This window comes from Prochlorococcus sp. MIT2309, assembly GCF_059772305.1.
Map to the genome: position 1 here is coordinate 356,709 of NZ_CM186282.1, position 21,929 is coordinate 378,637.

Consider the following 21,929-nt stretch of genomic DNA (forward strand, 5'->3'; position numbering starts at 1 on the left):
GATAATAGAAATGTTCAAATTAAGTGATATTATATATAGAAATAGATTTACTAATACAGCTTTAAAAATGGAATTTCTACTATTTTTGAAATCTCAAGAACAAGCAATATTAAATATAATACAACAAGCAGGATACTCAGTAGAGGAAAATACTCCTCTTTGTTTATTGGGGGAGCAATATTTTGGATTTTTTAAAAACAAGCAAAAAAAAGTGGTTATATGTACAAATAATGCCAAATCTAGAGGAGGTTATTTTATCAATAGTCTAAATAGTGATAATCAAATAAATAAAACGGCAATCTATATTAGACGAGCACTCAGGCATGAAGCTGTGCATATCGCTCAACACTGTAATAATGGTAATTTAATTGATTTATCAGCAGCAGGAAAGCTAAAAATACATCCATATAAACTTGAAGCGTTGAGAGGTTCATCATATATTTCAAAGAAAAAAGATCACGAATACCAGGCGTATTTAATTGAAGATAGACCTAGATTAATTATTAATTCATTAAAACAATATTGCTTATAATGATATCAGATAAATTTGTTATTATATTTTCATAAATTAGAACATCTTTGATTATCAAGAAAGGAAATGTGTTTTCTTTCTTGATAATATAAATCCTGAAAATTCAACGCATCATTATTTAATTTTTTAAACATTGAATTTATCTTTTCCTCTATCTGTATATTCTCAGATGATAAAATATCTTCATTTTCTATCAAAGAGGCTATGCATTGCTCTAAAGTTTCAAGTCTTTGAGAACTCCAAGATTCAATTAAATGTCTACATCTCTTAAGAGACTTTTGTCTCTCTAAAATAGAAGCTGCACCAATTAATTGAGGGTAAGGTTTTAACATAGCAGTTAATTCATATTCTCCAGGTTGCAATAAGGAGGTGACTTTTGAAAGAATCTTATTTTCGTGATTAATTAACTGATCAAATAGTAAACTTAAGAGATCTATATCAATTAATAAATCACCTGAGTTATCTCCCCTATTGATAGATTCAAGCGTTATGGAATCAACTTTTTCTTCTTCGATTTCATTAATAGCAGCCCACAATAGCCGATGATGATGAAAAGCAAAATCATCAATTTCTCTGAGTCTTAATTCTTTTCGAATAGTTGCTCTATGGGTTGGGCAATGAATATATAGTCTTAAAATATCAGCCTCACAGCGTTCCCTTATGTTGGATTCTCCTGGCTGCTCAAATTTCTTAGACCGACCATGCCAGCGTTGTCCTTTTATTTGATTTCGAAGGTCTTCCTCCAACTGAATTGCTAATCGAGCATGTCCTCCGCTGAGAATTTCAGAAACTTTCTGAATGTAGTGAGTTCTTAATGCTGAGTGAGGAAGTTTTCCGAGAAGTTGAACAATGCCAGTTACCGCACTTTGAAAATTCTCAGATTTACTCAAATCCAATCCATCCATAACATTGGCTATCTGCCAATCAAGCCATAGAGGAGCTTTCTCTAATAGATTCTTATAATCTTGTGGGGTGTGTTCATTTAAATATTCATCTGGATCTTTTCCGGAGGGCAATTGGAGAACCCTTAATTCTAATTGTCCCTGCATTGCCATCTGTTCAACTTCTGAAATAGCTCTGTTAGCAGCTCTTATTCCGGCTGAATCACTGTCAAAATTAATATAAATTTTTTTACTATCAGTGCATCGACAAAGATGCGTAATTTGCTGATTATTAATAGCAGTACCTAAGGAGGCTACAGCGTTACAAATTCCTGCCTCATGAAGCGAAATAACATCAAAATACCCCTCCACAACAACAGCAGAGTCTTCTTTTCTTATTGAACTTGCAGCTTTATCAAGACCATATAAATGTTTACCCTTATGAAAGATTTCAGTTTCAGGTGAATTTAGATACTTTGGTTCAGATCCATCAATACTTCGACCACCAAATCCAATCACTCTTTTTTGTTGATCAAATATGGGGATCATGATTCTATTTCTAAATCGATCATAAAAACCATTTCCTCCTTTTCGAGGAACAATTAAACCAGAAGCTTCTATCAAATCAGTAGAGACATTTTCGACTGAACTCAAATATTTAAAAAGACTATCCCAATTATTAGGTGAAAAACCCAATGCAAATTTTTTAATAGTGCCAAGAGAAAAACCTCGTTTATTTAAATAAGAGAGAGATTCAGTTCCTATTGGTGAATTCAACTGGCTAACAAACCAACCAGAGGCTAATGAAAGTACGTTATGTAATGACTCCTTTCTATTGAGTTGTTTCTTAAAGCGCTCTTGTTGTGGACCATCAAATGTTTCAATAGGAAGCTGATATTTACGAGCAAGATCAAGTACAACTTCGCTAAAACTTTGGCGCTGAAACTCCATCAAAAATTTAATGGAATTACCTCCAGCACCGCAAGAAAAACAATAATAAAATTGTTTAGCTGGCGATACTGTCATAGAGGGCTTACTGTCGTCATGAAAAGGGCATATGCCTACAAATTCTCTGCCCCTCTTTTTTAAAACAACGTGCTCACCAACAATATCAACAATATCAGCCCGTTCTTTGACGGCCTCTATGGTTCTAGGGTGAAAGCGCTCAATAGCCATATTCTTATTCTGATACATTTGAAAGTTTTTACGATGAATAATTTCCTAAAGTGAACAAACTAAAAGAATCAAAAAAAAATTTAAAACAAAGATAAATAATTTTTTACTTTATGAATATTAAATTAAGTCAATTATTAGAAATAAATAAAGAAGAACTTGATGGAACAAAGCAACTTATTTTTAGTGCACTTTCATTTAGTTTAATGACGGTATGTGTTAAACAATTAAAAGGAGAAATCCCTTTTTATGAACTAGTATTTGCTCGTGCACTTATAAGTCTCTTAATTACTAGATTTATGCTTTATAGTCGCAAAATAAATCCGTGGGGGAAAAATAAGGGTCTTCTATTACTTAGGGGAGTATTAGGAACTGGTGCATTATTATGTATCTTTAAGGCGCTGGAATTATTGCCTTTAGCCTCAGCTACTATACTCCAATATTCATACCCTACATTTACTACAATATCTGCTTGGATCTTTTTAAAAGAGAAAATAAATAAATTAACTATAAGTTCTGTTCTAATTGGTTGGTTTGGAATATTCCTTATAATTCAACCCAAATGGCTAATTTTAGAGGGAATACAACTTTCAATAGGTTCCGTTTCTATTGCTATATTAGGTGCTCTTCTAACAGCATTAGCCTACATATGTGTTCGTAAACTATCAAGTAGTGAGGATCCATTAGTTATTGTTCATTACTTTCCCTTTGTTTCCGTTCCTCTTACTTTACCGCTTGTTATTAATAATGGAGTTTTGCCCATAGGTTCTGATTGGATTTACATCATTGGAATCGGTATATTCACCCAAATAGGTCAAATCGCAATTACTAATGGTTTAAAAATTTTACCTGCGGCAAAAGCAAGTTCAATTAACTATTGCCAAGTTCTTTTTGCAACGATTTGGGGCATATTCATTTTTTCTGAGGAAATAAACGAGTACCTTGTAATTGGAGCCATTTTTATTCTCATCGCAACACTCATAAGTGTTAGCAACAAAGTAAAAATCCTCTAATATAAATATGCATTTGGTTTTCCATGAAAATTATTCTTGCAATTTTGTTCTGTTTTGGTTCCACGCTTCCCGCCCTTGCAGAGGATGTCCAATCCCACAGAAGATCCTCCTACACAAGTACCAGAACCTGTACTAGAAAAGAATATCGTGAGGAATTCATTCCTGGCACCCCGGAAAGTCCAGGCTATGTAAGAAATTGGTATGAGTATGTAGAGGTTCCATGTGATGGTAAATATCCCAAAGCTGATACAAATGATTGCAAGGAGGGTACGCTGATAGGAGGCTTGCTTGGAGCGGGAATTGCAGCATCAAGTTCAAGAGGTAAAGGCAGACTTTGGGCAATACCAGCTGGCGGAGTAACTGGAGCATTGGTAGGATGTCAAATCGATGGAGGTTGAAAAATTTAAAACACACATAACAAAGAATTCATATAAAATTTATCTATATAACAATGATTAGTTGGCTGAGTGGTAAATTAATTGATAGTTGGAATAATGGAAATAGATATGGGATTGTTCTTGCAAATGCTGGTGTAGGTTACGAAATAAGAATACTCTCCATATCAAAATCATTCATCGAAGACAAAGAGGAAATAAGTCTTTGGGTACATCAAGTAATTAGGGATGATGAGTACATACTTTTTGGATTTATAAATAAATTAGAAAGAAATATGTTTAGAAAAATCATTAAGGTTAACGGGGTAGGTCCTCAAATTGCTTTGTCATTGTTAGAGGAGTATCGACCATCAGAATTAACTTCTTTAATTATAAAAGAGGATATTAATAAACTATCAAAGGCCAATGGAGTTGGTAAAAGAGTTGCTCAAAGATTAATAGTTGAATTAAAAAATAAATTGAAAAAGATTGACTTGGGAGATCGTCTGAAAAATACAACAAAACCTCACTTTGAAAATAATGAAGCCATAACCCTTGAAGAGGAATTGAGAAAGATTCTAATTGATCTCGACTACGAAGTCTCACAGATTGATCAAGTAATCAATACTATTCTCTTGGAACAAACTGTGGATGCTCCAAAAACAACTTCAGCAATGCCTCTATTGAATGACAGTACATTTGACGCATATCTCAAGCAAGCACTTTTATTGTTAAGTCAAAATGTTTTATCAAAAGGGTCATGAGGAGTTAAATTAATAGGAAATTCATAAAGTTCATTCAAGGCATGTCACTCAATACAGAAGAAAAACAAGAACTGATCAATGATCATCAAACGCACCCAACCGATACTGGATCAGCAGAGATTCAAGTTGCAATGCTAACCAAGCGCATATCAAAACTTAGTGACCACCTCCAGGGCAACATTCATGATTACTCCTCTAGGCAGGGACTTCTAAAAATGATTGGTCAAAGGAAGCGTCTTTTAAATTACGTCAAACAGAAAAGTGAGAAGAGATACACTGAGCTTATTACGAAGCTGTCAATCAGAGGATGAACAAAAAATCAGCCAAATCTGTTAATTTTGAAAATGAGATTAATCAATCGGGTTTTCAGTACAAATCACTTGATCAACAGAAAAAGAAAAAGAAAAAGAAAATCTCATCATCTGAATCCAACGAAATACCAAAATATGTAGCTAATCGGATGGCAAGGAGAATAGCTATAGCCACTGGGATACCAACAGTGGCTGGTATGGGTGTTTTTGTAGGAAGCTACATTTTGATAACACAAGGAATTGCCGAAATACCTCCCGTTGTGACATTGATATCCTCAGGCACTTGTTTTTTTGTTGGTTTAGTTGGATTAAGTTATGGGATACTCTCAGCAAGTTGGGAAAAAGATAATGGAAGCTTTTTTGGTATTGAAAACATAAAACCAAACATAAGTAGAGTAAAAAATGCCTTTAAAGCAAATTCATCAGAATAATAAATTCTTTTAATTCAATAAGCTTTCGCTTAAAGATGCCTTAAAAGAGTTTTTTTTCAAAGATTCGATAGCTAAGCTTCCATCTTTGACACAAAATTGATGCCCAAACCTTACGTAGCTAACTTTTGAGGAATTCGTGATAGAGGCAACAACAGGAATTCTTACTCCTAATTCATCTTTATTAGGACGGTGTTTGTATAAACATTCCCGCAGTTTATGCTGAATACTGATATCTTTAGCTTGATGAGGATCTAGGTCAATCAAGAGATATCTGAGGTCATCAATTTCTCTGCAATCGTCAAGTATTAATTGAGTATTTTCATCCCTTTTATCAACAGACGCCCAAACAAGTAATCTTGTCTCAGTAATTAAATACTCAGAAAGTCTTTGATAGCTTTTAGGAAAAACAACTGCATCGCAGCAACCGGTTAAGTCCTCTAATTTAATAATTGCCATAGCGTCTCCTTTTCGTGTTATGACTTTTCTAATTTCTGGGATCATGGCAATACAACTAACCTTATTTTTATCCTTCTGATCTTCTAAGTTTGAGATACATATTGGCGCAATTAACCTTGCAGGTCTTGAAAGTTGCTTGAGAGGATGATCAGATAAATAAAATCCAAGAATCTCTTTTTCTAGTTTTAACTTTTCATTAGCTGAATAATCATCTATTTTTTTTGCACTTGGAGCAGTAAGAAAATCATGTTGTTTAGGTAACTTATCTGATGAACTTGAGAAATCAAACAAGTTACCCTGACCGCTTAATCTGTCACGAGCACGAGAGTTAGACCAATCAATTATTAAATCAAGGTCTGCTATCATCTGAGCTCTATTTGATGAACTTTTGAGTTGATCTAAAGCACCGCAATGAATTAAAGATTCAAGAGCTCTTCGATTAAGAGTTTGAGAGGGAATTCTGTCACAAAGCTCTGCCAAACTCTGGAATTTACCATCAGTAATACGAGATTCAATCAAACAATTTATAGCGTTATCCCCCAAATTTCGTACTGCAGAGAGACCAAACAAAATACTATTTTTTATAGGTGTAAAATCCAAGCCAGATGAATTAATATCTGGAGGCATGACTTCAATTCCCATAGAATTACAATTTGATATGTATCTTTGAACCTTGTCACTAGATCCTGAATTTACAGTTAAAAGAGAGGCCATATATGCCACAGGATAATGAGCTTTTAAATAAGCAGTTTGATAAGTAACTGCGCCATACGCTGTGGAGTGACTTTTATTGAAGCAATACTCTGCAAAAAGAACCATTTGATCAAAAAGTTTATCAGCTAATTTAGACTCAACACCTTTATTAGCGGAACCTTGAACAAATAACTGCCTATGTCTCTCCATTTCTTTTATTTTTTTCTTTCCCATTGCTCTTCTTAATAAATCCGCTTGACCAAGAGAGTACCCTGCAAGATCCTGAGCAATTTTCATGATTTGCTCTTGATAAACCATGATTCCATATGTATCTTTCAAAATAGGCTTCAAAAGATTATGTGGGAAATCAATAGTTTCCTTACCATGTTTTCTATTTATAAATTTAGGAATAAGGCCTGCATCTAATGGACCAGGACGATATAAAGCAAGAATTGATGAAATATCATTTAAAGATGAAGGTTTTAGCTCCTTTACTATACTTTTCATGCCACTAGACTCTAATTGGAATATACCCTCTAGATCACCTCTGGAGAGTAAATCAAATGTCTTTTTATCATCTTGAGGTAATTTATCTGGGTCAATTCTTTGCCCTAGAGTGTCATTTAAAAGGTCAATCGTTTTATTGATCATAGTTAAATTTTTTAATCCTAAAAAGTCCATTTTCAAGAGACCTAATGATTCGATATCCTCCATAAAATATTGAGTTATTATTTGTCCTTCATTATTTCTTTGAAGAGGAACTAATTGATCAAGAGGATCAGCCGCAATTACAACACCAGCCGCATGAACTCCAAATGTTTTATTTGTGCCCTCAATTCGTATAGCCATATCAACCCATTTCTTTATTTGAGGATCATTTAAGTACTTGTCTCTAAATTCTTTATTTGGTGTCTCTTTATCAATCATTGCTGATAATTTCGCAGGTTTTCCTCTTACGACAGGAATTAATTTTGCTAACCGATCAGCATCCCCGTAAGGAATATCTAAAACTCGAGCTACATCTTTTAAAACAGCTTTAGATGTCATTCTATTGAAAGTAATAATTTGAGCTACTTTGTCCTCTCCATACCTTTCAGTTACGTAATCAATAACCTCTCCTCTCCGTTGAATACAAAAATCAGTATCAATATCAGGTAAAGATTTTCTCTCAGGATTTAAAAAGCGTTCAAATAAAAGCCCATATTCTACTGGGTCAATATTAGTGATGCTTAACGCATAAGCAACAAGGGAACCAGCAGCAGATCCTCTTCCTGGACCAACTGGAATTCCTTTCTCTCTCGCAAATCTTATGTAGTCCCAAACGACTAAAAAATAGGTTGGGAAGCCCATTTGATCAATAATTTTGATCTCATGATCTAAACGTTGTAAATATTCATTTCCAATTTCAGATTCATTTTTAACAGAGAAACGTTGTTTTAAACCTTCCAGAGAAACATTTTTAAGATAATCAAGGGCACTTATATCCTTTGGAATGGGAAAGTTCGGCATTTTATAGTTACCCAAGATAGGATATTCTTCTACTTTATCTGCTATTTTTAGAGTATTATTTATAGCTGATTCAATTACTTTCTGATCAACATGGTCAACAAATAGTTTCAACATTTCATCCTTAGATTTTATATATTCTGTTCCCGTATATCTCAATCTCTTTTCTTCTGTAACCAATTTTCCTGTTAGTACACACAAAAGAGCGTCATGAGCTTCAACATCATTTTTAGAAAGATAATGTGCATCATTAGTTGCAATAACTTCTATATTTAACTCTTCTGCAATTTTAATAATTTCAACATTTACGATCCTATCTTCAATCGAGCCATGATCCTGTATTTCTAAATAAAAATCATCATGAAAATTTTCCTTATACCAAGAGGCAATATGCCTGGCGACATCAACTCTTCCTCTCAAAATAGCCTGAGGGATTTCTCCACCCAAGCAAGCTGTTGAGATTATTAAACCTTCTTTATGTTTTTTTAAAACCTCTTTGTCAATACAAGGTCTAGAAAAAATACCTCTGCCACGCATACCGTTGAGATGACTGATGGTGGTAAGTTTTACTAGGTTCCTGTAGCCTATAGAATTTTTAGCTAACACGACAAGATGATATCTACGTTCTTTTTTTGGTTGAGGATCATGAATTGATCCGTTTATTATGTACATCTCATTGCCAATGATTGGCTTAATTCCCGCAGTGCTACAAAGTTTCAAGAGCTCAATAGCACCATACATAACACCATGATCAGTAAGAGCTAAGGCAGGCATCTCCAATTCTTTAGCCCTTTCGACCATTTTTGGTAGCTGACTGGCTCCATCAAGAAGGCTGTAATCACTGTGGTTATGAAGAGGAACAAAGCTCACTGCCCTTTAAACCAATATGCACTACATAGAGGGTACACTTAAAAGTCAAGCACTACAGAAAGCGTTAGGATCGCTCAAGGTATAAATTCACAAACTGGTTTATTTTTCATAACATCCGATGTCTTTTCATAACTATGTGCAACTCTTAGAAGCATTTGTTCCTCAAGAACATTTCCAATCAACTGCAATCCTATGGGCAATCCACCCTCGTCGAAACCACATGGGAGACTGATTGCTGGCAAACCAGCAAGATTGGCAGGGATTGTTAGAAGATCAGAAAGATACATAGATAAAGGGTCATTATCACGAGAACCAGCCTTAAAAGCCGTTGATGGAGATGTAGGCGTTAACAATACATCCACCTTTTTAAATGCTTCATCAAATTCGTATCTAATAAGAGTTCTTACTCTTTGCGCTTTTTTATAATATGCATCCACATAGCCAGCTGAAAGAGCATAGGTTCCTATCAAAATCCGCCTTTTCACCTCATTTCCAAAGGCTTCTGACCTAGTTGATGATGTCATGTCCAGTAGATTATCTATTCTTCTTGATCTATATCCGTATTTAACTCCGTCATATCTAGCTAAATTTGCTGATGCCTCAGATGGAGCGATTACGTAATAAGTGGCAATTCCTTGATTGAAGCAAGGGCAATCTATATTAATCAACTCAGCTCCAAGAGACTTGAATTTTTCGGCGGCAACCAAAGTAGAAGCTTTAACCTCTTCAGACAATCCTGGTTGATCGAAGCATTGGTTTATGAGTCCGATTTTTAGTCCAGATATTGATTGATTAAGTGAACTTGAGTAATTAGGGACGGGAGCATCTAGGCAAGTTGAATCTTTGGGATCTTTACCTGAAATGACCGTTAAAATTTCAGCAGTGTCGGAAACACATCTAGAGAATGGCCCTATTTGATCAAGTGAACTTGCAAAAGCAATCAGCCCCCATCTACTGACACGCCCATAAGTAGGCTTCATTCCAACAACACCACAAAAAGAAGCAGGTTGCCTTATGGAACCACCTGTATCTGATCCAAGCGAAGCCATACACAAATCAGCGGCTACGGCAGCAGCACTTCCGCCAGAACTTCCTCCAGGTACTCGCGTTATGTCCCATGGATTCGATGTAGCTCCAAAGGCAGAATTTTCTGTTGAGCTGCCCATAGCAAATTCATCCAGATTTGTTTTTCCAAGAACTATCGCACCAGCTTTTCTTAATCTTTCAGTGACAGTCGATTCGTATGGAGGTACAAAATTCTCCAACATTCGGCTGGAGCAAGTTGTTTTAAGTCCTTTTGTACAAAGATTATCTTTTATTCCAAATGGTATTCCTGCTAAAGGTGGCAAATCATATCCTGCTATTCGATCACTATCAATTTTTTCGGCTTCAGAAATAGCTCTATCAATATCAAGGGTTAAGTATGAGTTGATTTTATTGTCAATTTTTTGAATTCTTGCGATGTAATTTTGTACAAGTTCCTTAGCGGAGACCTCTCCTTTTGAGTGGAGCTCTCGCCATTCTGATATTGACATAATCAACAAAGATTAAAGTTAATAATAAGTTTAGTTTGCGACCTAAGTTGTAAGAGGCTCTGCCTTTTTGCAGCGTATCAGAACATGGTCAACAGACTGAGGGCCTTCCTCCGACAAATCGTTCTTAAAAACTGAAAGCTTTCTCTTAAGACTTCTTCTTGTCAGGAAAGGACCAAACCAATAAGTAACATTTGGTTCTCTGGTCTCAACTTTGGCCCACCAAGCAAGACCAAAACTGTTACCTAAACTGCGTATCGCCCTGATTGGGCTCATGGTAATTAAAGCTATTGAACATACCCTACTTACATTATTGGAATAATCAAAGAAAAACTTTGATGTATACAGGTGAAGAATGTTGAATTCAAAACTATATGTATGGTCAAAAAAAATTATTTATGAACCTAGCGATAGACAATTTCGATATTATATTTTATTAATAATTGAATTAATCTTAAGTTAATTTAGCTTTGACTAATTTAGGAGATGGAGATTGACCTGATATCGACTTCATCCAGGATGATCTTGCAATTTCATAGAGCAATATGGAGGTTGCAATTGAGGCATTTAAGCTTGTTGTAATTCCTCTTAGAGGAATTCTTACAAGCTGATCACAGTTTTTTCTTGTAAGAAGTGATATTCCCTTGTCTTCTGATCCAACAACCAAAACTAGAGGCCCTGCCAAATCAACTTCTTGTGGAGTAAATTCCCCTTCTTCAGCAAGTCCAATCACTGAATATCCATTTTTCTTTAACTGATCTAAGGCTCTATTGAGATTCACTACCCTTGCCACTGGTAAGTGTTCAAGCGCGCCTGCAGCTACTTTTGCGACTGAGCCAGTTAAACCTGCACTTCGCCTTTGGGGCAATACAAGTCCATGTGCCCCTAAAGCCTCTGCGGATCTTATTATCGCGCCTAAATTGTGCGGATCGGTTAATCCATCAAGAGCTAGAAGAAGAGGAGATTCTTTAATGCCTCCACAAGCTTCAATTAATTTAGATAAATCGAGAGTCTCAGCCGCTGCGGTTTGGAGAACTATTCCTTGATGAACAGCACCCTTAGTTAATTGAGCTAATCTTGCCCATGAAACCTCTTCAACAAGTACTCCAGAGGCCTTTGCCTCTCTAAGATATTGGAGAAATTTTGATGAACTTTTCACATCTGAAGTACACCAAACTCTATGAATGGGTCTACCAGTTTCAAATGCAGCTGAGGTTGGATGTCTTCCCCATATCAAATCATCTGGGACTTCAATTAATTGATTATTGTATTGTCTTGGTTGTCTGTATGTATCTATATTTTGATTTGAGACTCCAGATTTATTCTCTCTAAAACTATTATCGTGATATCTATTGTTTTTTTGATTAGAGTAATTATTATCGTCTTTTCTTTTGAAGTTATCCTTTCCGGTTTTGGTCTTGTATGAATTCGTCGAAGAATTCCTTCTGCCTGAATTAAAATTTGATAAATTAGATTTTGAAAAGTTCTTATCAAAATCCCCATCCTTATTTGCTGATGTTCTTCTTGCATTAACACTTTTATATTCATCACCTTTATTTTTATATTGAGCAGAGTTAAATTTCTTTTGATTTTTATTTGTACTACTAGAAAGTCTGGTTCTTTTTGAAAAACTATTGTTTTGATTGTTTTTATTCAAGTGATTTCTCATTGGTTTTAAGCTTGATTATCAGAGGTGTTTTTATGAAGCAGATCGAATAAATGAGCAAGCCTTTCAGGATCTTTCAAAAATAACCATCCAATCATTGTCTCAAATCCTGTGGCTTTTGCATAAGTTGCGGGATCAATTTTTCGCGGACCACGATTTGATTTGTTTCTGCCTCGTCTAACAATGTCTTTTTCGATATTACTCAAATGTGGCTCTAAAGAAAGTAATGCTTCAACCTGTGCACAAGCCCTCACTTCTGCAACAACTGCATGATGAAGATCCTTTGATTTTCCTGGTCTGTTGCAAAACCTTAATCTTTGATGCATTTCCCAAACCGCATCACCTAACCATGCAAGTTGGGAGATGCCAAGTTTATCTGGACATCCCGAGGGTAATTGATAACGAAGCCAATCCGTCAAACTACTAATTGATCAAATGCAGTGGTTAGATCACTGACTAGATGCAAAAAATCCTCCAATTTGACTAGTTTAATTGTTTGCTTCACACGAGCATTCCCAACAACTATAAAATTTCTTTTTTGAGTCTTGCATGATTTAGCGATATGAACCATAGCTCCAAGTCCAGTGGAATCTAAAAAATCAATTTTTGATAGATCGATAACAACTGATAAATCATTTTCTTTCAAAACATCATTTATGTAAGTGGTGAACTGTTTCTCTGAATAGGCATCAAGTTGCCCGGTGAAAGAACAAAGCAGACACCCTTTTCGTTTTTCATGACCACCTCTAAGTGAGACAGTTAGTCTTTTCAAGTCTGTTATGAGTTCAGTCTCCCAATGGGGATATGATTCGAAGTGTAGTTATAGAAATGAAACTAAACCACGATTTTGCGACGTTTTTCCATTAGAGAAACAAATCTTTCAAAATGATGATCAGCATCATGGGGGCCTGGACTTGCTTCTGGGTGATATTGAATACCCATTACGGACCTTTTAATCATGGAAATACCTGCAACTGTCTTGTCATTCAAATTTAAGTGAGTTATGGAAACCTCGGATGAGTTAAGTGATGATGGATCAATCGCAAAGCCATGATTCTGGCTTGTTATCTCTAAATGACCACTAATTCCACAAGGATGATTCAAGCCCCTGTGACCATAATTTAATTTGTAAGTTCTACCGCCAAGAGCAAGTGCAATTATTTGATGTCCCAGACAAATACCAAATATCGGGAGATCCGTTTTTTTAATAAGATCTTTGGCCAAGGAAATCCCCTCTTTAACTGCTGCAGGATCGCCAGGACCGTTCGAAAGAAAAACTCCATCAGGGTGTAATTCCATCACTGAATTTAAATCAGAAGTTGAAGGAAGGATAAAAATTTCGCAATTGTGAGCAACTAATCTTTCAAGTATTGATTTTTTTATACCGAAATCAATAGCAACTACTTTAAAAGGTTTACCTCCTTCCCGTTTTATTCTTTTGTCAAAATCAGTCTTAGAGAGAGAGTCCCAAAATAAATTTTTCTTAGTTGAAACTTTATCTACAAGATTTAAACCTTTCATTGAAGTTACTTTACGTAATTCTCCTCTGAGTTCATTCACATTGTGATCCTCTTGACTTGAAATAACTCCATTCATAGATCCAAATTCTCTTAAATGCCTAACAAGTGCTCTTGTATCTATGCCAAAAATACCAACAACCTTTTCTTGTTTAAACCAACTATCTAGTGTCATCTCAAAACGCCAACTACTTGGGTATTTGCAATATTGTCTTACTGCTACCCCTTTTACAACGGATATATTTGACTCAGAATCCTCAAAATTTATTCCAGTATTTCCAATTTCTGGATACGTGAATGTAACTAGCTGACCAAAATAACTTGGATCTGTAAGTACCTCCTGATAACCAGTCAGGCCAGTATTAAAAACAATTTCGCCATAAACAATTCCTTGATAACCAAAAGACTTACCTTCAAAGATAGTTCCGTCCTCCAAAAGAAGTGTCGCAGGAAGGTCAGAATTAAAAGTCATAGCTTTTGAATTCTCCTAGTCTTCAAGAAATGATTTTAAATTTTCAAATACTTTCAAAGCAGCGCCGGATTTTAAACATTGTAATGATTTTTCAAAAGCAACTTTAAGATCATCCTCCATTCCAGCTGCCCATAGAACTAATGAGTTATTAAGCGAAACTACATTCATTTGAGCAGATGATCCCTCACCACTCAAAACAGAAAGAAGTATTGTTTTATTTTCTTGGACATCCCCACCTTTAAGCATTGAATTTGATTCATAATTCAATCCAAAATCTAGAGGGTCAATAACATCATTTCTTATTTCTCCATTATTCACAAATCGTATTTGATTTGGTCCTTGCAATGAGACCTCATCAAGTCCATCAAAGCCATGGACAACAACAGCTCTTGCGGTTCCGAGCTCTAATAACGCTTCAGCCATAGGGTCAAGCAAGTCATGCTTAGCTACACCCAATACTTGAGCCCTTGGTTTTAAGGGGTTAACAAGTGGGCCAAGAAGATTAAATATGGTTCTAATTCCAAGTGACTTCCTAAGAGGAGCCAAATTTATTAGAGAAGCATGCCAGGCTGGGGCAAACAAAAAAGTCACTTTTTCTTTTGAAATAGCTCCAACAACTCTTTCTAAAGGAGCTTTCAAATTAAGACCAAGAGCTTCAAGTACATCAGCAGAACCAACATTTCCACTTGCACTACGATTACCGTGTTTTGCAACATTAACTCCACAAGCTGCGGCCAGAAAGGCTACTGCAGTTGAAATATTAAAGGTATCTGCTCCATCACCACCAGTACCGCAAGTATCAACAAGTTGAATTTTTGGTATCTCTACGGGAATCTCACATGCCTGTCTTAAAATATTTGCCATCGATGCAAGTTCAATCCCTGAGGCCCCTTTTGCTCTCAGAGCTGCCAAAAATGCCCCTGTCTGAACATGAGTAAGTTCTTCTGAAAGCCAAGCCTTCATCAAATCTTGAGATTGAGATGAACTCATATCCTCTCCACTCAAAAGTGATTCAAGAAGCTCGGACCAGTTCTTAGATGATGAAGACATATTGATATCAGTCGATTTTGAAAAGAATCTCAAAAAACATATTATCCTGACAAATTAAAGCTGTCAGAGAAGATCCTGGAACTAAAACTGACATAAATAATTATTTGTTGGTGTTGTCAGAGGTATCAAAACCGGACCCAACGTCCTCCCCACCGCTAAGACCAGGCTTATACCCATCGGTCCATATTTTTTGAGTTTTCGCATTCAAAGTATCTCTCTCAAGTCCCCATGCTCTCAATGTTTTGGACATATCAGATTTGAGATCATCAGCGCCAGGAAAATCCTGATACCTGATAAACAACCTTGCCAAATCAATAAGATCCTCTTGCAGTGGCTTATCCTTAGCAAGAAGTCTGTTTAGGTTGTCTCTATCAATCTGATAAAGCGGATGATTTTGTTGATCAATCATTTGTCTAGTTTATTCCACACAATAAAAATCACACTTATTGCTTGAAGGAATTAATTTAAGTACATGCAATAAACTAATGAACACTCTAAGACTAGATCTAATAAAGAAATATCTAGAGCCTCATAAGAAGGCCCTTTTGATTGGAGCAATGAGTCTATTAGTAGTCAATTTATTAAGTGTTGCCATTCCTCTTGAGGTTAGAGGTGTAATTGATGAATTGAAAGACGGGTTCAGTATCAACGTCATTCTTCAACAATCTATATGGATAATTGTTCTAGCGACGGCCATGGGAATTGTAAGATTGATATCCAGACAATTGGTATTTGGAGTCGGTAGACAAGTTGAAGTTGATCTTAGGCAGAAATTATTCAATCATATGCTTTTACAAGATCCAACATGGCTACAAAGTATAGGCAGTGGAGAAGTTATAACTAGGTCCACTAGTGATATAGAGAATATTAGAAGGTTGTTAGGTTTTGCGATTCTGAGTTTAACAAATACTTTTCTTGCATATACTTTTACTCTCCCAGCAATGCTTGCAATAGATCCCTTAATGACTCTTGCCTCTATCTCACTTTATCCTTTAATGCTTGGAACTGTTGGATTATTTGGTGGCAGAATGGTCAATCAAAGGAAGCGTCAACAAGAAGCGCTTTCATCTCTTAGTGAGCTAATACAGGAGGATTTATCAGGAATAAGCGCTATTAAAATTTATGGACAAGAAAATTCTGAGAAGCAAGCATTTGCTCGCTTAAACAATAACTACAGAGACTCTGCTATTAAACTTGCAAGGACAGCAAGTACATTGTTCCCTCTTCTTCAAGGTATTTCATCCATATCTCTCCTTTTATTGATAGCAATTGGGAGTGGTCGTCTTGAGAACGGCACCCTATCTATTGGAGGACTTGTAGCTCTGATACTTTATGTCGAAAGATTAGTATTTCCAACAGCTCTTCTAGGTTTCACATTAAATACTTTTCAACTTGGACAAGTCAGTCTGGTAAGGGTAGAAGAGTTACTTAGTAGAGAACCATTAGTTAAGGATCCAGTAAACCCTATTAAGCCTAGATTACCGATTAAAGGAAAACTTCAAGCTAAAAATTTCTCATTTAGATATGAAAACAGCGACAATTATATTCTAAAAGATATTAATTTCACAATTAATCCCGGAGAACTAGTAGCGGTTGTAGGTCCAATTGGTTGTGGTAAAACTACGCTTGCAAGAGCATTGGGGAGGATGATTGAAGTTGATAGTAATCAACTTTTTCTTGATGACAATGATGTTGTAAAAATTAAGCTAGAAGAGTTAAGAAAAAATATTGCACTTGTTCCACAAGAGGGTTACTTATTTACAAGCACTCTGAATGAAAATCTAAGATATGGTGATCCCCAAGCTTCCAATGAGAGGGTAGAACAATCTGCTACCCAAGCAAGATTAATTGATGACGTAAGGGGATTCCCTCAAGGGTTTGAGACATTAGTTGGAGAGAGAGGCATAACACTTAGTGGAGGTCAGAGGCAAAGAAGTGCATTGGCACGAGCTCTACTTATCAAAGCTCCATTGATAATCCTTGATGACGCACTTGCTAGCGTTGACAACAAAACAGCTTCATTAATTCTAAAATCTATTCGAGAACAAACTCAGAGCACAGTTCTCATGATTAGTCATCAATTATCTGCAGCTGCAGCTTGCGACAGAATTATCGTAATGGAAGAGGGACAGTTAGTTCAAGAAGGTCATCACAATGATCTTATAAAAGTCAATGGAATTTATAAAAGTCTTTGGGAAAGAGAAAAGGCCGCAGAGAGGATAAACACTGCATAAGAATGTTCTTATTAAAGTTCATCACTTAAATAAAAAAACCACTTAAGAAACTTCGAATCAAGATTATGTTTATTAGCAGTATGGGACTATGCTCTTATGAAAATCTCTACAGACTATTCTGTTGAGTGCAATTTGACTTTTGGAGATATTTACGTCCAAATATTGGCTTGGATGGGAGTTATTTTTGTTAGTCTTGCAGCAGGGCTTGGTCTTATGGGTTCATCGAGACCTGTTTATGCCCTAGTTGGTGTTGGATTAATACTTGTAATCAGCCTGCCATTCCTATTATTTGCATTTGTGACAACGCTACTTAACAACATCAAATTGAAGTCATTAACAGAGAATTAATTTTTATCATGATTATTAATTGGTTAAAAAAAAATACTAAAGCCATGAATGATCTGTCTTCGTTTTCTATAAAACATAACGTTTTGGGAACAGCGATAAATGCAACCCTTGAAGCTGGAGAAGATGAAATTTTATTTGGTTGCGGTTGTTTCTGGGGTGCAGAAAAAGGCTTTTGGAAACTTCCTGGAGTAATAACAACAGCTGTAGGCTATGCAGGGGGAACTGCTGAGAATCCAACATACAACCAAGTCTGTTCTGGTAGAACAGGTCATACTGAAGTAGTTAGGGTTACTTGGAAAAAGAAAGAAGTTGATTTAAGTGATTTACTTAAACTATTTTGGGAGTGTCATGATCCGACCCAGGGTAATCGACAAGGAAACGATAGAGGAAGTCAATACAGATCAGCTATTTATACATTTAACAAACAACAATTGGATACATCGAAGGAGAGTCTCAAAAGCTATCAGAGAGAATTAAATAATGCAGGATTCCAAAATATAACTACAGAAATCAAAGAAAACCAAAGGTTTTATTATGCTGAAAATTACCATCAACAATATCTATCAAAACCAGGTTCAAGGCCTTACTGTTCGGCAATGCCAACTAAAGTTGCACTAAAAGACTTTAAGGGCTCCAACTATTTACTTAATCAGGAAATATGGAACAATTATAATTGGGATATAACTCATTGCGTATTACGTAGTAATAACGAACCAATAAAAAAAGTTGTGTAAGGATTATGAATAATGAAATGAGTGACAAAACTGTAATCATAATAATACTTTCCACAATTCTTATAATATTTTTAATTGTATTTTCTACTATTAACCCAATCAGAGAAAAACAACAAATGATAGAATGGAGAGAAAGTAGTGCAATTTCATCAACAGATATTCGAATGTAAAAACAATTGATAAAATTTAATTAGAAGATAGAATAACAAAAAGCATATTGATAAATGGTAGAAAAAAATAAGACACAAGCTAACTCTCAAGGCTCCAAATTAATGATAAACATTTATGGATTAATGGCCATACTTTTTGTAATAATTCCTGAATGGATGGCTGAATTGGGAATAAGTATAGATAGTAACTATTTTGAGAATGAATTACCTGAAACCAAATATCAAATTTTTGAAGATAAAAATCCATACTTGAAAAATTTAAATATAAAAGAACTCAGATTAATTGCATCAGACATAAATTTAATTTGTTACTCATGTGATAACAAAAGAATCTTGTTAAAGAGAGTTGAAAGGAGAATTAAATATATTGAAAAAATTAAATTAATACTTAAAAAACTAAAGGTAAGGAATTTATGTTAACTTTATAAGGTCGGGGCGTAGCGCAGCTTGGTAGCGCACCACTTTGGGGTAGTGGGGGTCGTGGGTTCAAATCCCGCCGCTCCGATTTTTGTTTGATTCTAAATAAATATGTTAATTATTTTTTCATAGCTGATTGAAATAATTTCAGCGAACTGATTATGACAGAAATAAATGTCAGTGAACTTAAAATTAAGAGTGTAATAAAGGTGGCATTTGACAACGACATTTCACCAAATTGAACAAGTAAAAATAGAATATGAAAATCCATCATAATTTTCAAAGTTATTTAATAGTTATTATACATAATAAAAAAGATAGGTAACTATTTATAAAGTAGGGTAAAAATAATAGCAGATCCAAAAATTAATCTGTAATAGACAAAAACCATTATTGAGTTTTTTGATAGGAACTTAATCAAAAAACCAATGGAAAAGAATGAAGCTATTGAAGCTGAAATAATACCTACAATTAATAGAAATAAGTTATTGAGATTAAATTCCGAAATAGCAGTTTTAAATTCAACTAAACCAACCAATGAAATTATTGGTATGCCAAGCAAAAATGAATATTTTGCAGCAGAAGTTCTATTAATTCCTGAAAATAATGAAGCAGATATAGTTGCTCCAGATCTAGATACTCCAGGAATTATGGCGAAAAACTGAAATAAACCAATAAACAAACTATCGAAAAAATTAATATCTGAGATATCTCTATATTTTTTGCCACTCCTTTCGGCTAGAGCAAGAATGCAGGCCATTAAAATAGAAATTAAAGCTATCGAGAGAGGGGATCTAAATATGGACTTTTCATAGTCAGACCAAAATAACTTTATGAAAATACCTCCCAGAATAATAGGTATATTTCCTATAAAAATACATAAGGCAAGTTTTGATCTATTTGTAGTTATTTTTTTTTTATCAACTAAATCCTTAAAGCCTTTAAAAATATGATTGATGTCATCCCAAAAATAAATATAAACTGCAACCATACTTCCTAATTGAAGCGAGGCAATTGTAGTTACACCAGGATCGGACCATCCTAAAAGCTTTGGAAAAATAACTAGATGAGCGGTGCTACTTATTGGTAAAAACTCTGTAAGTCCTTGGATAAGGCCTAGTATGATTTGCTTGAAAAGATCATGAATAAAAATTGAGTTAATAAAGCAAACAAACATATTAAGATTGGTAGTATCAAAGTTTATTTATTAAGAGCGCTTGGTCTAAGATAATTATTATAGACTAAAATTACTTAAGTTATTGTGCAAAATTTAAATCCGAATAAGAGTAGAACTCATTATTTCTTAATAATATTACTATTAAATACTTTTGTATTCATTCCGAGTTCAGTCGCTAACTATCAACTTGTAATTGGCAGTTATAGACAAGGTCCTGGTTCTAAACCGCATGTAAGTGGTATAACTAGCCCCTCACTTTTTTCAATACCTACACAGACTTTGGAACAATGTGAACAAGCTGGGAAAAAAATCAGTAGTGTGATTTACAAACCTGTATGGCAATTCGATAATCGATGGACGTGTGTTTTTACCGGGAAATAATTTTATCTTTTAACATCGTGAGCACACCCATCCCCTTTGTAATTATCACTATTATAAAAACCATTTTTTGTACCAAAGAATAATGTTGCGGCAGCAAAGGGGATAGAGATAAAAATTAAAAAACCAGCTAAATTCATAAAAACGAAAAAATAATATTAATATTACTGTATTTACAATATAAATAGATATAGAAAATATTAAATTTATATTGTCTATATCAAATCATTATATTTATTTTTTTGATATGGATTATCTATTTTTATGATCTTTCTATCCTTGTCTAATGTTAAAGACAAGTCAGAATCCAAGTTATTAAGATCATCACTGGGTATGGAGGTATTAATCATTCTAATGAAGGATTGAAATTGCTCTCCTTTTAAAGCTCGTCCACACACTTCCATCATATTTTTTTCCTGTTGTAATTTCCAAGTCTCGATGTTGTTAAAATTATTTGTTTTAAATTGCCAAAGTTTATTAATATTTTTCCATATGGGAAGATAATTTACTAATGATTTCTGAATAGTATCTCTATAGGATACTTCGTCATTATTTAATGATAAATTACTTCCGAGCTTATTTGAATATGATGAGTAAGTTGACGGTTTACAACCAAGAAACCATCCCTCTATCAATAACACCTTAGATCTTATTTTTCTATACCCCGATCTATCCCCAAGACCATTTCTCAACGATTTGTCAAATTGAGGGACAGAAACTTCACCTGTTTTTAGATAAAGATCAATAGTTGAAATTAATTCATCAACCGAGTGACTACCAGGAAATCCTCGAGGCACATCCCATGGGTTTCCCTTAATTGCAATATTCATTTGCTCAGAGGGAAGATAAAAGTCATCTAATGAGATAACTGATAAAGAGATATTCATTATCTCCGAAATGGATTCAAGAATTGTACCGGCGGTTGATTTACCAGAACCAGGAGGAGCTGATAGTCCCAAAATCAGCGGCGTTTCATGATCATTTATCTTTCGGGTTAAGAATGAAAGAAAAGGTAAATAAAAAGCCCAAAGCCAATCTACTCTAAGATTTTTTATTGAGGAGATTTCAATTAGTTTGGATTTATATTTTTCTTGCCAATATTGTTGAAATTGAATTTTATTTATATCTAAGGAGTTAAGCATAGAAATATAATCGTCAATGTCAAAATAAAATATATTACTATCTTTACAGTCAAATGGTGAGAGAACTTTATTTATCATTAATATCTAA

24 protein-coding genes and 1 tRNA gene are annotated in these 21,929 nt (G+C 34.8%); 12 read left to right on the forward strand and 13 right to left on the reverse strand.

What is annotated here, in order from left to right; all coding sequences use genetic code 11:
* The first annotated feature begins 10 nt into the window (after window positions 1–10).
* A complete protein-coding gene (locus AC6EJA_RS01865; RefSeq protein WP_498502860.1) occupies window positions 11–532 on the forward strand; it encodes a DUF8637 domain-containing protein in 522 nt (173 codons plus the stop codon).
* Between the two features lie 29 nt (window positions 533–561).
* Here the strand turns inward: AC6EJA_RS01865 and dnaG are convergent, their stop codons facing one another.
* Window positions 562–2,589, reverse strand: coding sequence for a DNA primase (gene dnaG / locus AC6EJA_RS01870; protein ID WP_498502861.1), 2,028 nt, complete (start codon window positions 2,587–2,589; stop codon window positions 562–564).
* Window positions 2,590–2,699: 110 nt separating this feature from the next.
* Here dnaG and AC6EJA_RS01875 point away from each other — a divergent pair, with 110 nt between their 5' ends.
* The 5 genes from AC6EJA_RS01875 to AC6EJA_RS01895 are packed head-to-tail and all read left to right on the forward strand — an operon-like array spanning window position 2,700 to window position 5,479.
* Window positions 2,700–3,599, forward strand: coding sequence for a DMT family transporter (locus tag AC6EJA_RS01875; RefSeq protein WP_498502862.1), 900 nt, complete (start codon window positions 2,700–2,702; stop codon window positions 3,597–3,599).
* Between the two features lie 23 nt (window positions 3,600–3,622).
* The gene (locus tag AC6EJA_RS01880; protein ID WP_498502863.1) at window positions 3,623–3,997 is read left to right on the forward strand and encodes a glycine zipper 2TM domain-containing protein; all 375 of its coding nucleotides are present in this window, start codon (window positions 3,623–3,625) and stop codon (window positions 3,995–3,997) included.
* Window positions 3,998–4,050: 53 nt separating this feature from the next.
* Entirely contained in the window at window positions 4,051–4,737 is a 687-nt protein-coding gene (ruvA, locus tag AC6EJA_RS01885) for a Holliday junction branch migration protein RuvA (RefSeq protein WP_498502865.1), read from the forward strand.
* 41 nt (window positions 4,738–4,778) lie between these two features.
* Window positions 4,779–5,048, forward strand: a complete 270-nt coding sequence (rpsO, locus tag AC6EJA_RS01890) for a 30S ribosomal protein S15 (RefSeq protein ID WP_498502866.1) — start codon at window positions 4,779–4,781, stop codon at window positions 5,046–5,048.
* On the forward strand, window positions 5,045–5,479 hold the full coding sequence (locus tag AC6EJA_RS01895) for a photosystem II biosynthesis protein (RefSeq protein ID WP_498502867.1): 435 nt from the start codon (window positions 5,045–5,047) through the stop codon (window positions 5,477–5,479). The genes rpsO and AC6EJA_RS01895 overlap by 4 nt, the downstream gene beginning before the upstream one ends.
* A gap of 9 nt (window positions 5,480–5,488) precedes the next feature.
* Here the strand turns inward: AC6EJA_RS01895 and AC6EJA_RS01900 are convergent, their stop codons facing one another.
* The 9 genes from AC6EJA_RS01900 to AC6EJA_RS01940 form a co-directional block, all read right to left on the reverse strand.
* Window positions 5,489–9,004 carry a DNA polymerase III subunit alpha gene (locus AC6EJA_RS01900; RefSeq protein WP_498502868.1) on the reverse strand — a complete coding sequence of 1,172 codons (3,516 nt, stop codon included), beginning with the start codon at window positions 9,002–9,004 and terminating at the stop codon, window positions 5,489–5,491.
* A 74-nt stretch (window positions 9,005–9,078) separates the two neighbouring features.
* The gene (gatA, locus tag AC6EJA_RS01905) at window positions 9,079–10,539 is read right to left on the reverse strand and encodes an Asp-tRNA(Asn)/Glu-tRNA(Gln) amidotransferase subunit GatA (protein WP_498502869.1); all 1,461 of its coding nucleotides are present in this window, start codon (window positions 10,537–10,539) and stop codon (window positions 9,079–9,081) included.
* A 42-nt stretch (window positions 10,540–10,581) separates the two neighbouring features.
* Complete coding sequence (locus tag AC6EJA_RS01910; protein WP_498502870.1) at window positions 10,582–10,812, reverse strand: DUF1816 domain-containing protein; 231 nt, start codon at window positions 10,810–10,812, stop codon at window positions 10,582–10,584.
* Window positions 10,813–10,990: 178 nt separating this feature from the next.
* Window positions 10,991–12,193, reverse strand: a complete 1,203-nt coding sequence (rlmB, locus tag AC6EJA_RS01915) for a 23S rRNA (guanosine(2251)-2'-O)-methyltransferase RlmB (protein ID WP_498502871.1) — start codon at window positions 12,191–12,193, stop codon at window positions 10,991–10,993.
* A gap of 17 nt (window positions 12,194–12,210) precedes the next feature.
* Window positions 12,211–12,621, reverse strand: a complete 411-nt coding sequence (locus AC6EJA_RS01920; protein ID WP_498502872.1) for a Mini-ribonuclease 3 — start codon at window positions 12,619–12,621, stop codon at window positions 12,211–12,213.
* Window positions 12,618–12,974 (reverse strand): STAS domain-containing protein, encoded by a 357-nt coding sequence (locus tag AC6EJA_RS01925; protein WP_498502873.1) that lies wholly within the window; start codon window positions 12,972–12,974, stop codon window positions 12,618–12,620. The genes AC6EJA_RS01920 and AC6EJA_RS01925 overlap by 4 nt, the downstream gene beginning before the upstream one ends.
* 62 nt (window positions 12,975–13,036) lie before the next feature.
* On the reverse strand, window positions 13,037–14,191 hold the full coding sequence (gene carA / locus AC6EJA_RS01930; RefSeq protein ID WP_498502874.1) for a glutamine-hydrolyzing carbamoyl-phosphate synthase small subunit: 1,155 nt from the start codon (window positions 14,189–14,191) through the stop codon (window positions 13,037–13,039).
* Between the two features lie 15 nt (window positions 14,192–14,206).
* The gene (gene trpD, locus AC6EJA_RS01935; protein WP_498502876.1) at window positions 14,207–15,241 is read right to left on the reverse strand and encodes an anthranilate phosphoribosyltransferase; all 1,035 of its coding nucleotides are present in this window, start codon (window positions 15,239–15,241) and stop codon (window positions 14,207–14,209) included.
* A 100-nt stretch (window positions 15,242–15,341) separates the two neighbouring features.
* Complete coding sequence (locus AC6EJA_RS01940) at window positions 15,342–15,650, reverse strand: DUF3288 family protein (protein WP_498502877.1); 309 nt, start codon at window positions 15,648–15,650, stop codon at window positions 15,342–15,344.
* 76 nt (window positions 15,651–15,726) lie between these two features.
* Here AC6EJA_RS01940 and AC6EJA_RS01945 point away from each other — a divergent pair, with 76 nt between their 5' ends.
* The 6 genes from AC6EJA_RS01945 to AC6EJA_RS01970 all read left to right on the forward strand — a co-directional run bounded on the left by AC6EJA_RS01945 (window position 15,727) and on the right by AC6EJA_RS01970 (window position 19,232).
* On the forward strand, window positions 15,727–17,475 hold the full coding sequence (locus AC6EJA_RS01945; RefSeq protein WP_498502879.1) for an ABC transporter ATP-binding protein: 1,749 nt from the start codon (window positions 15,727–15,729) through the stop codon (window positions 17,473–17,475).
* A gap of 96 nt (window positions 17,476–17,571) precedes the next feature.
* On the forward strand, window positions 17,572–17,823 hold the full coding sequence (locus AC6EJA_RS01950; protein ID WP_498502880.1) for a hypothetical protein: 252 nt from the start codon (window positions 17,572–17,574) through the stop codon (window positions 17,821–17,823).
* Window positions 17,824–17,831: 8 nt separating this feature from the next.
* A complete protein-coding gene (msrA, locus tag AC6EJA_RS01955) occupies window positions 17,832–18,557 on the forward strand; it encodes a peptide-methionine (S)-S-oxide reductase MsrA (RefSeq protein ID WP_498502881.1) in 726 nt (241 codons plus the stop codon).
* Window positions 18,558–18,574: 17 nt separating this feature from the next.
* Complete coding sequence (locus tag AC6EJA_RS01960; protein WP_498502882.1) at window positions 18,575–18,727, forward strand: hypothetical protein; 153 nt, start codon at window positions 18,575–18,577, stop codon at window positions 18,725–18,727.
* A gap of 54 nt (window positions 18,728–18,781) precedes the next feature.
* Complete coding sequence (locus tag AC6EJA_RS01965) at window positions 18,782–19,147, forward strand: hypothetical protein (protein ID WP_498502883.1); 366 nt, start codon at window positions 18,782–18,784, stop codon at window positions 19,145–19,147.
* Window positions 19,148–19,158: 11 nt separating this feature from the next.
* Window positions 19,159–19,232, forward strand: a tRNA-Pro gene (locus AC6EJA_RS01970).
* Between the two features lie 237 nt (window positions 19,233–19,469).
* Here AC6EJA_RS01970 and AC6EJA_RS01975 read toward each other — a convergent pair.
* From AC6EJA_RS01975 to AC6EJA_RS01985, 3 genes are all read right to left on the reverse strand, one after another.
* Window positions 19,470–20,321 (reverse strand): undecaprenyl-diphosphate phosphatase, encoded by an 852-nt coding sequence (locus tag AC6EJA_RS01975; protein ID WP_498502884.1) that lies wholly within the window; start codon window positions 20,319–20,321, stop codon window positions 19,470–19,472.
* Window positions 20,322–20,704: 383 nt separating this feature from the next.
* Window positions 20,705–20,839, reverse strand: a complete 135-nt coding sequence (locus AC6EJA_RS01980) for a DUF8629 family protein (RefSeq protein WP_498502885.1) — start codon at window positions 20,837–20,839, stop codon at window positions 20,705–20,707.
* Window positions 20,840–20,914: 75 nt separating this feature from the next.
* Window positions 20,915–21,841 (reverse strand): hypothetical protein, encoded by a 927-nt coding sequence (locus tag AC6EJA_RS01985; RefSeq protein WP_498502886.1) that lies wholly within the window; start codon window positions 21,839–21,841, stop codon window positions 20,915–20,917.
* Between the last annotated feature and the right edge of the window lie 88 nt (window positions 21,842–21,929).

Coding starts and splice junctions, on each gene's coding strand:
- AC6EJA_RS01985 (WP_498502886.1), bottom strand. CDS start 21,841: ATGCTTAACTCCTTAGATATAAATAAAATTCAATTTCAACAATATTGG.
- AC6EJA_RS01965 (WP_498502883.1), top strand. CDS start 18,782: ATGGTAGAAAAAAATAAGACACAAGCTAACTCTCAAGGCTCCAAATTA.
- AC6EJA_RS01910 (WP_498502870.1), bottom strand. CDS start 10,812: ATGAGCCCAATCAGGGCGATACGCAGTTTAGGTAACAGTTTTGGTCTT.
- AC6EJA_RS01960 (WP_498502882.1), top strand. CDS start 18,575: ATGAGTGACAAAACTGTAATCATAATAATACTTTCCACAATTCTTATA.
- AC6EJA_RS01895 (WP_498502867.1), top strand. CDS start 5,045: ATGAACAAAAAATCAGCCAAATCTGTTAATTTTGAAAATGAGATTAAT.
- rpsO (WP_498502866.1), top strand. CDS start 4,779: ATGTCACTCAATACAGAAGAAAAACAAGAACTGATCAATGATCATCAA.
- AC6EJA_RS01875 (WP_498502862.1), top strand. CDS start 2,700: ATGAATATTAAATTAAGTCAATTATTAGAAATAAATAAAGAAGAACTT.
- carA (WP_498502874.1), bottom strand. CDS start 14,191: ATGACTTTTAATTCTGACCTTCCTGCGACACTTCTTTTGGAGGACGGA.
- AC6EJA_RS01940 (WP_498502877.1), bottom strand. CDS start 15,650: ATGATTGATCAACAAAATCATCCGCTTTATCAGATTGATAGAGACAAC.
- AC6EJA_RS01980 (WP_498502885.1), bottom strand. CDS start 20,839: ATGAATTTAGCTGGTTTTTTAATTTTTATCTCTATCCCCTTTGCTGCC.
- AC6EJA_RS01950 (WP_498502880.1), top strand. CDS start 17,572: ATGAAAATCTCTACAGACTATTCTGTTGAGTGCAATTTGACTTTTGGA.
- trpD (WP_498502876.1), bottom strand. CDS start 15,241: ATGTCTTCATCATCTAAGAACTGGTCCGAGCTTCTTGAATCACTTTTG.
- msrA (WP_498502881.1), top strand. CDS start 17,832: ATGATTATTAATTGGTTAAAAAAAAATACTAAAGCCATGAATGATCTG.
- AC6EJA_RS01880 (WP_498502863.1), top strand. CDS start 3,623: ATGAAAATTATTCTTGCAATTTTGTTCTGTTTTGGTTCCACGCTTCCC.
- dnaG (WP_498502861.1), bottom strand. CDS start 2,589: ATGGCTATTGAGCGCTTTCACCCTAGAACCATAGAGGCCGTCAAAGAA.
- ruvA (WP_498502865.1), top strand. CDS start 4,051: ATGATTAGTTGGCTGAGTGGTAAATTAATTGATAGTTGGAATAATGGA.
- AC6EJA_RS01945 (WP_498502879.1), top strand. CDS start 15,727: ATGAACACTCTAAGACTAGATCTAATAAAGAAATATCTAGAGCCTCAT.
- AC6EJA_RS01865 (WP_498502860.1), top strand. CDS start 11: ATGTTCAAATTAAGTGATATTATATATAGAAATAGATTTACTAATACA.
- gatA (WP_498502869.1), bottom strand. CDS start 10,539: ATGTCAATATCAGAATGGCGAGAGCTCCACTCAAAAGGAGAGGTCTCC.
- AC6EJA_RS01975 (WP_498502884.1), bottom strand. CDS start 20,321: ATGTTTGTTTGCTTTATTAACTCAATTTTTATTCATGATCTTTTCAAG.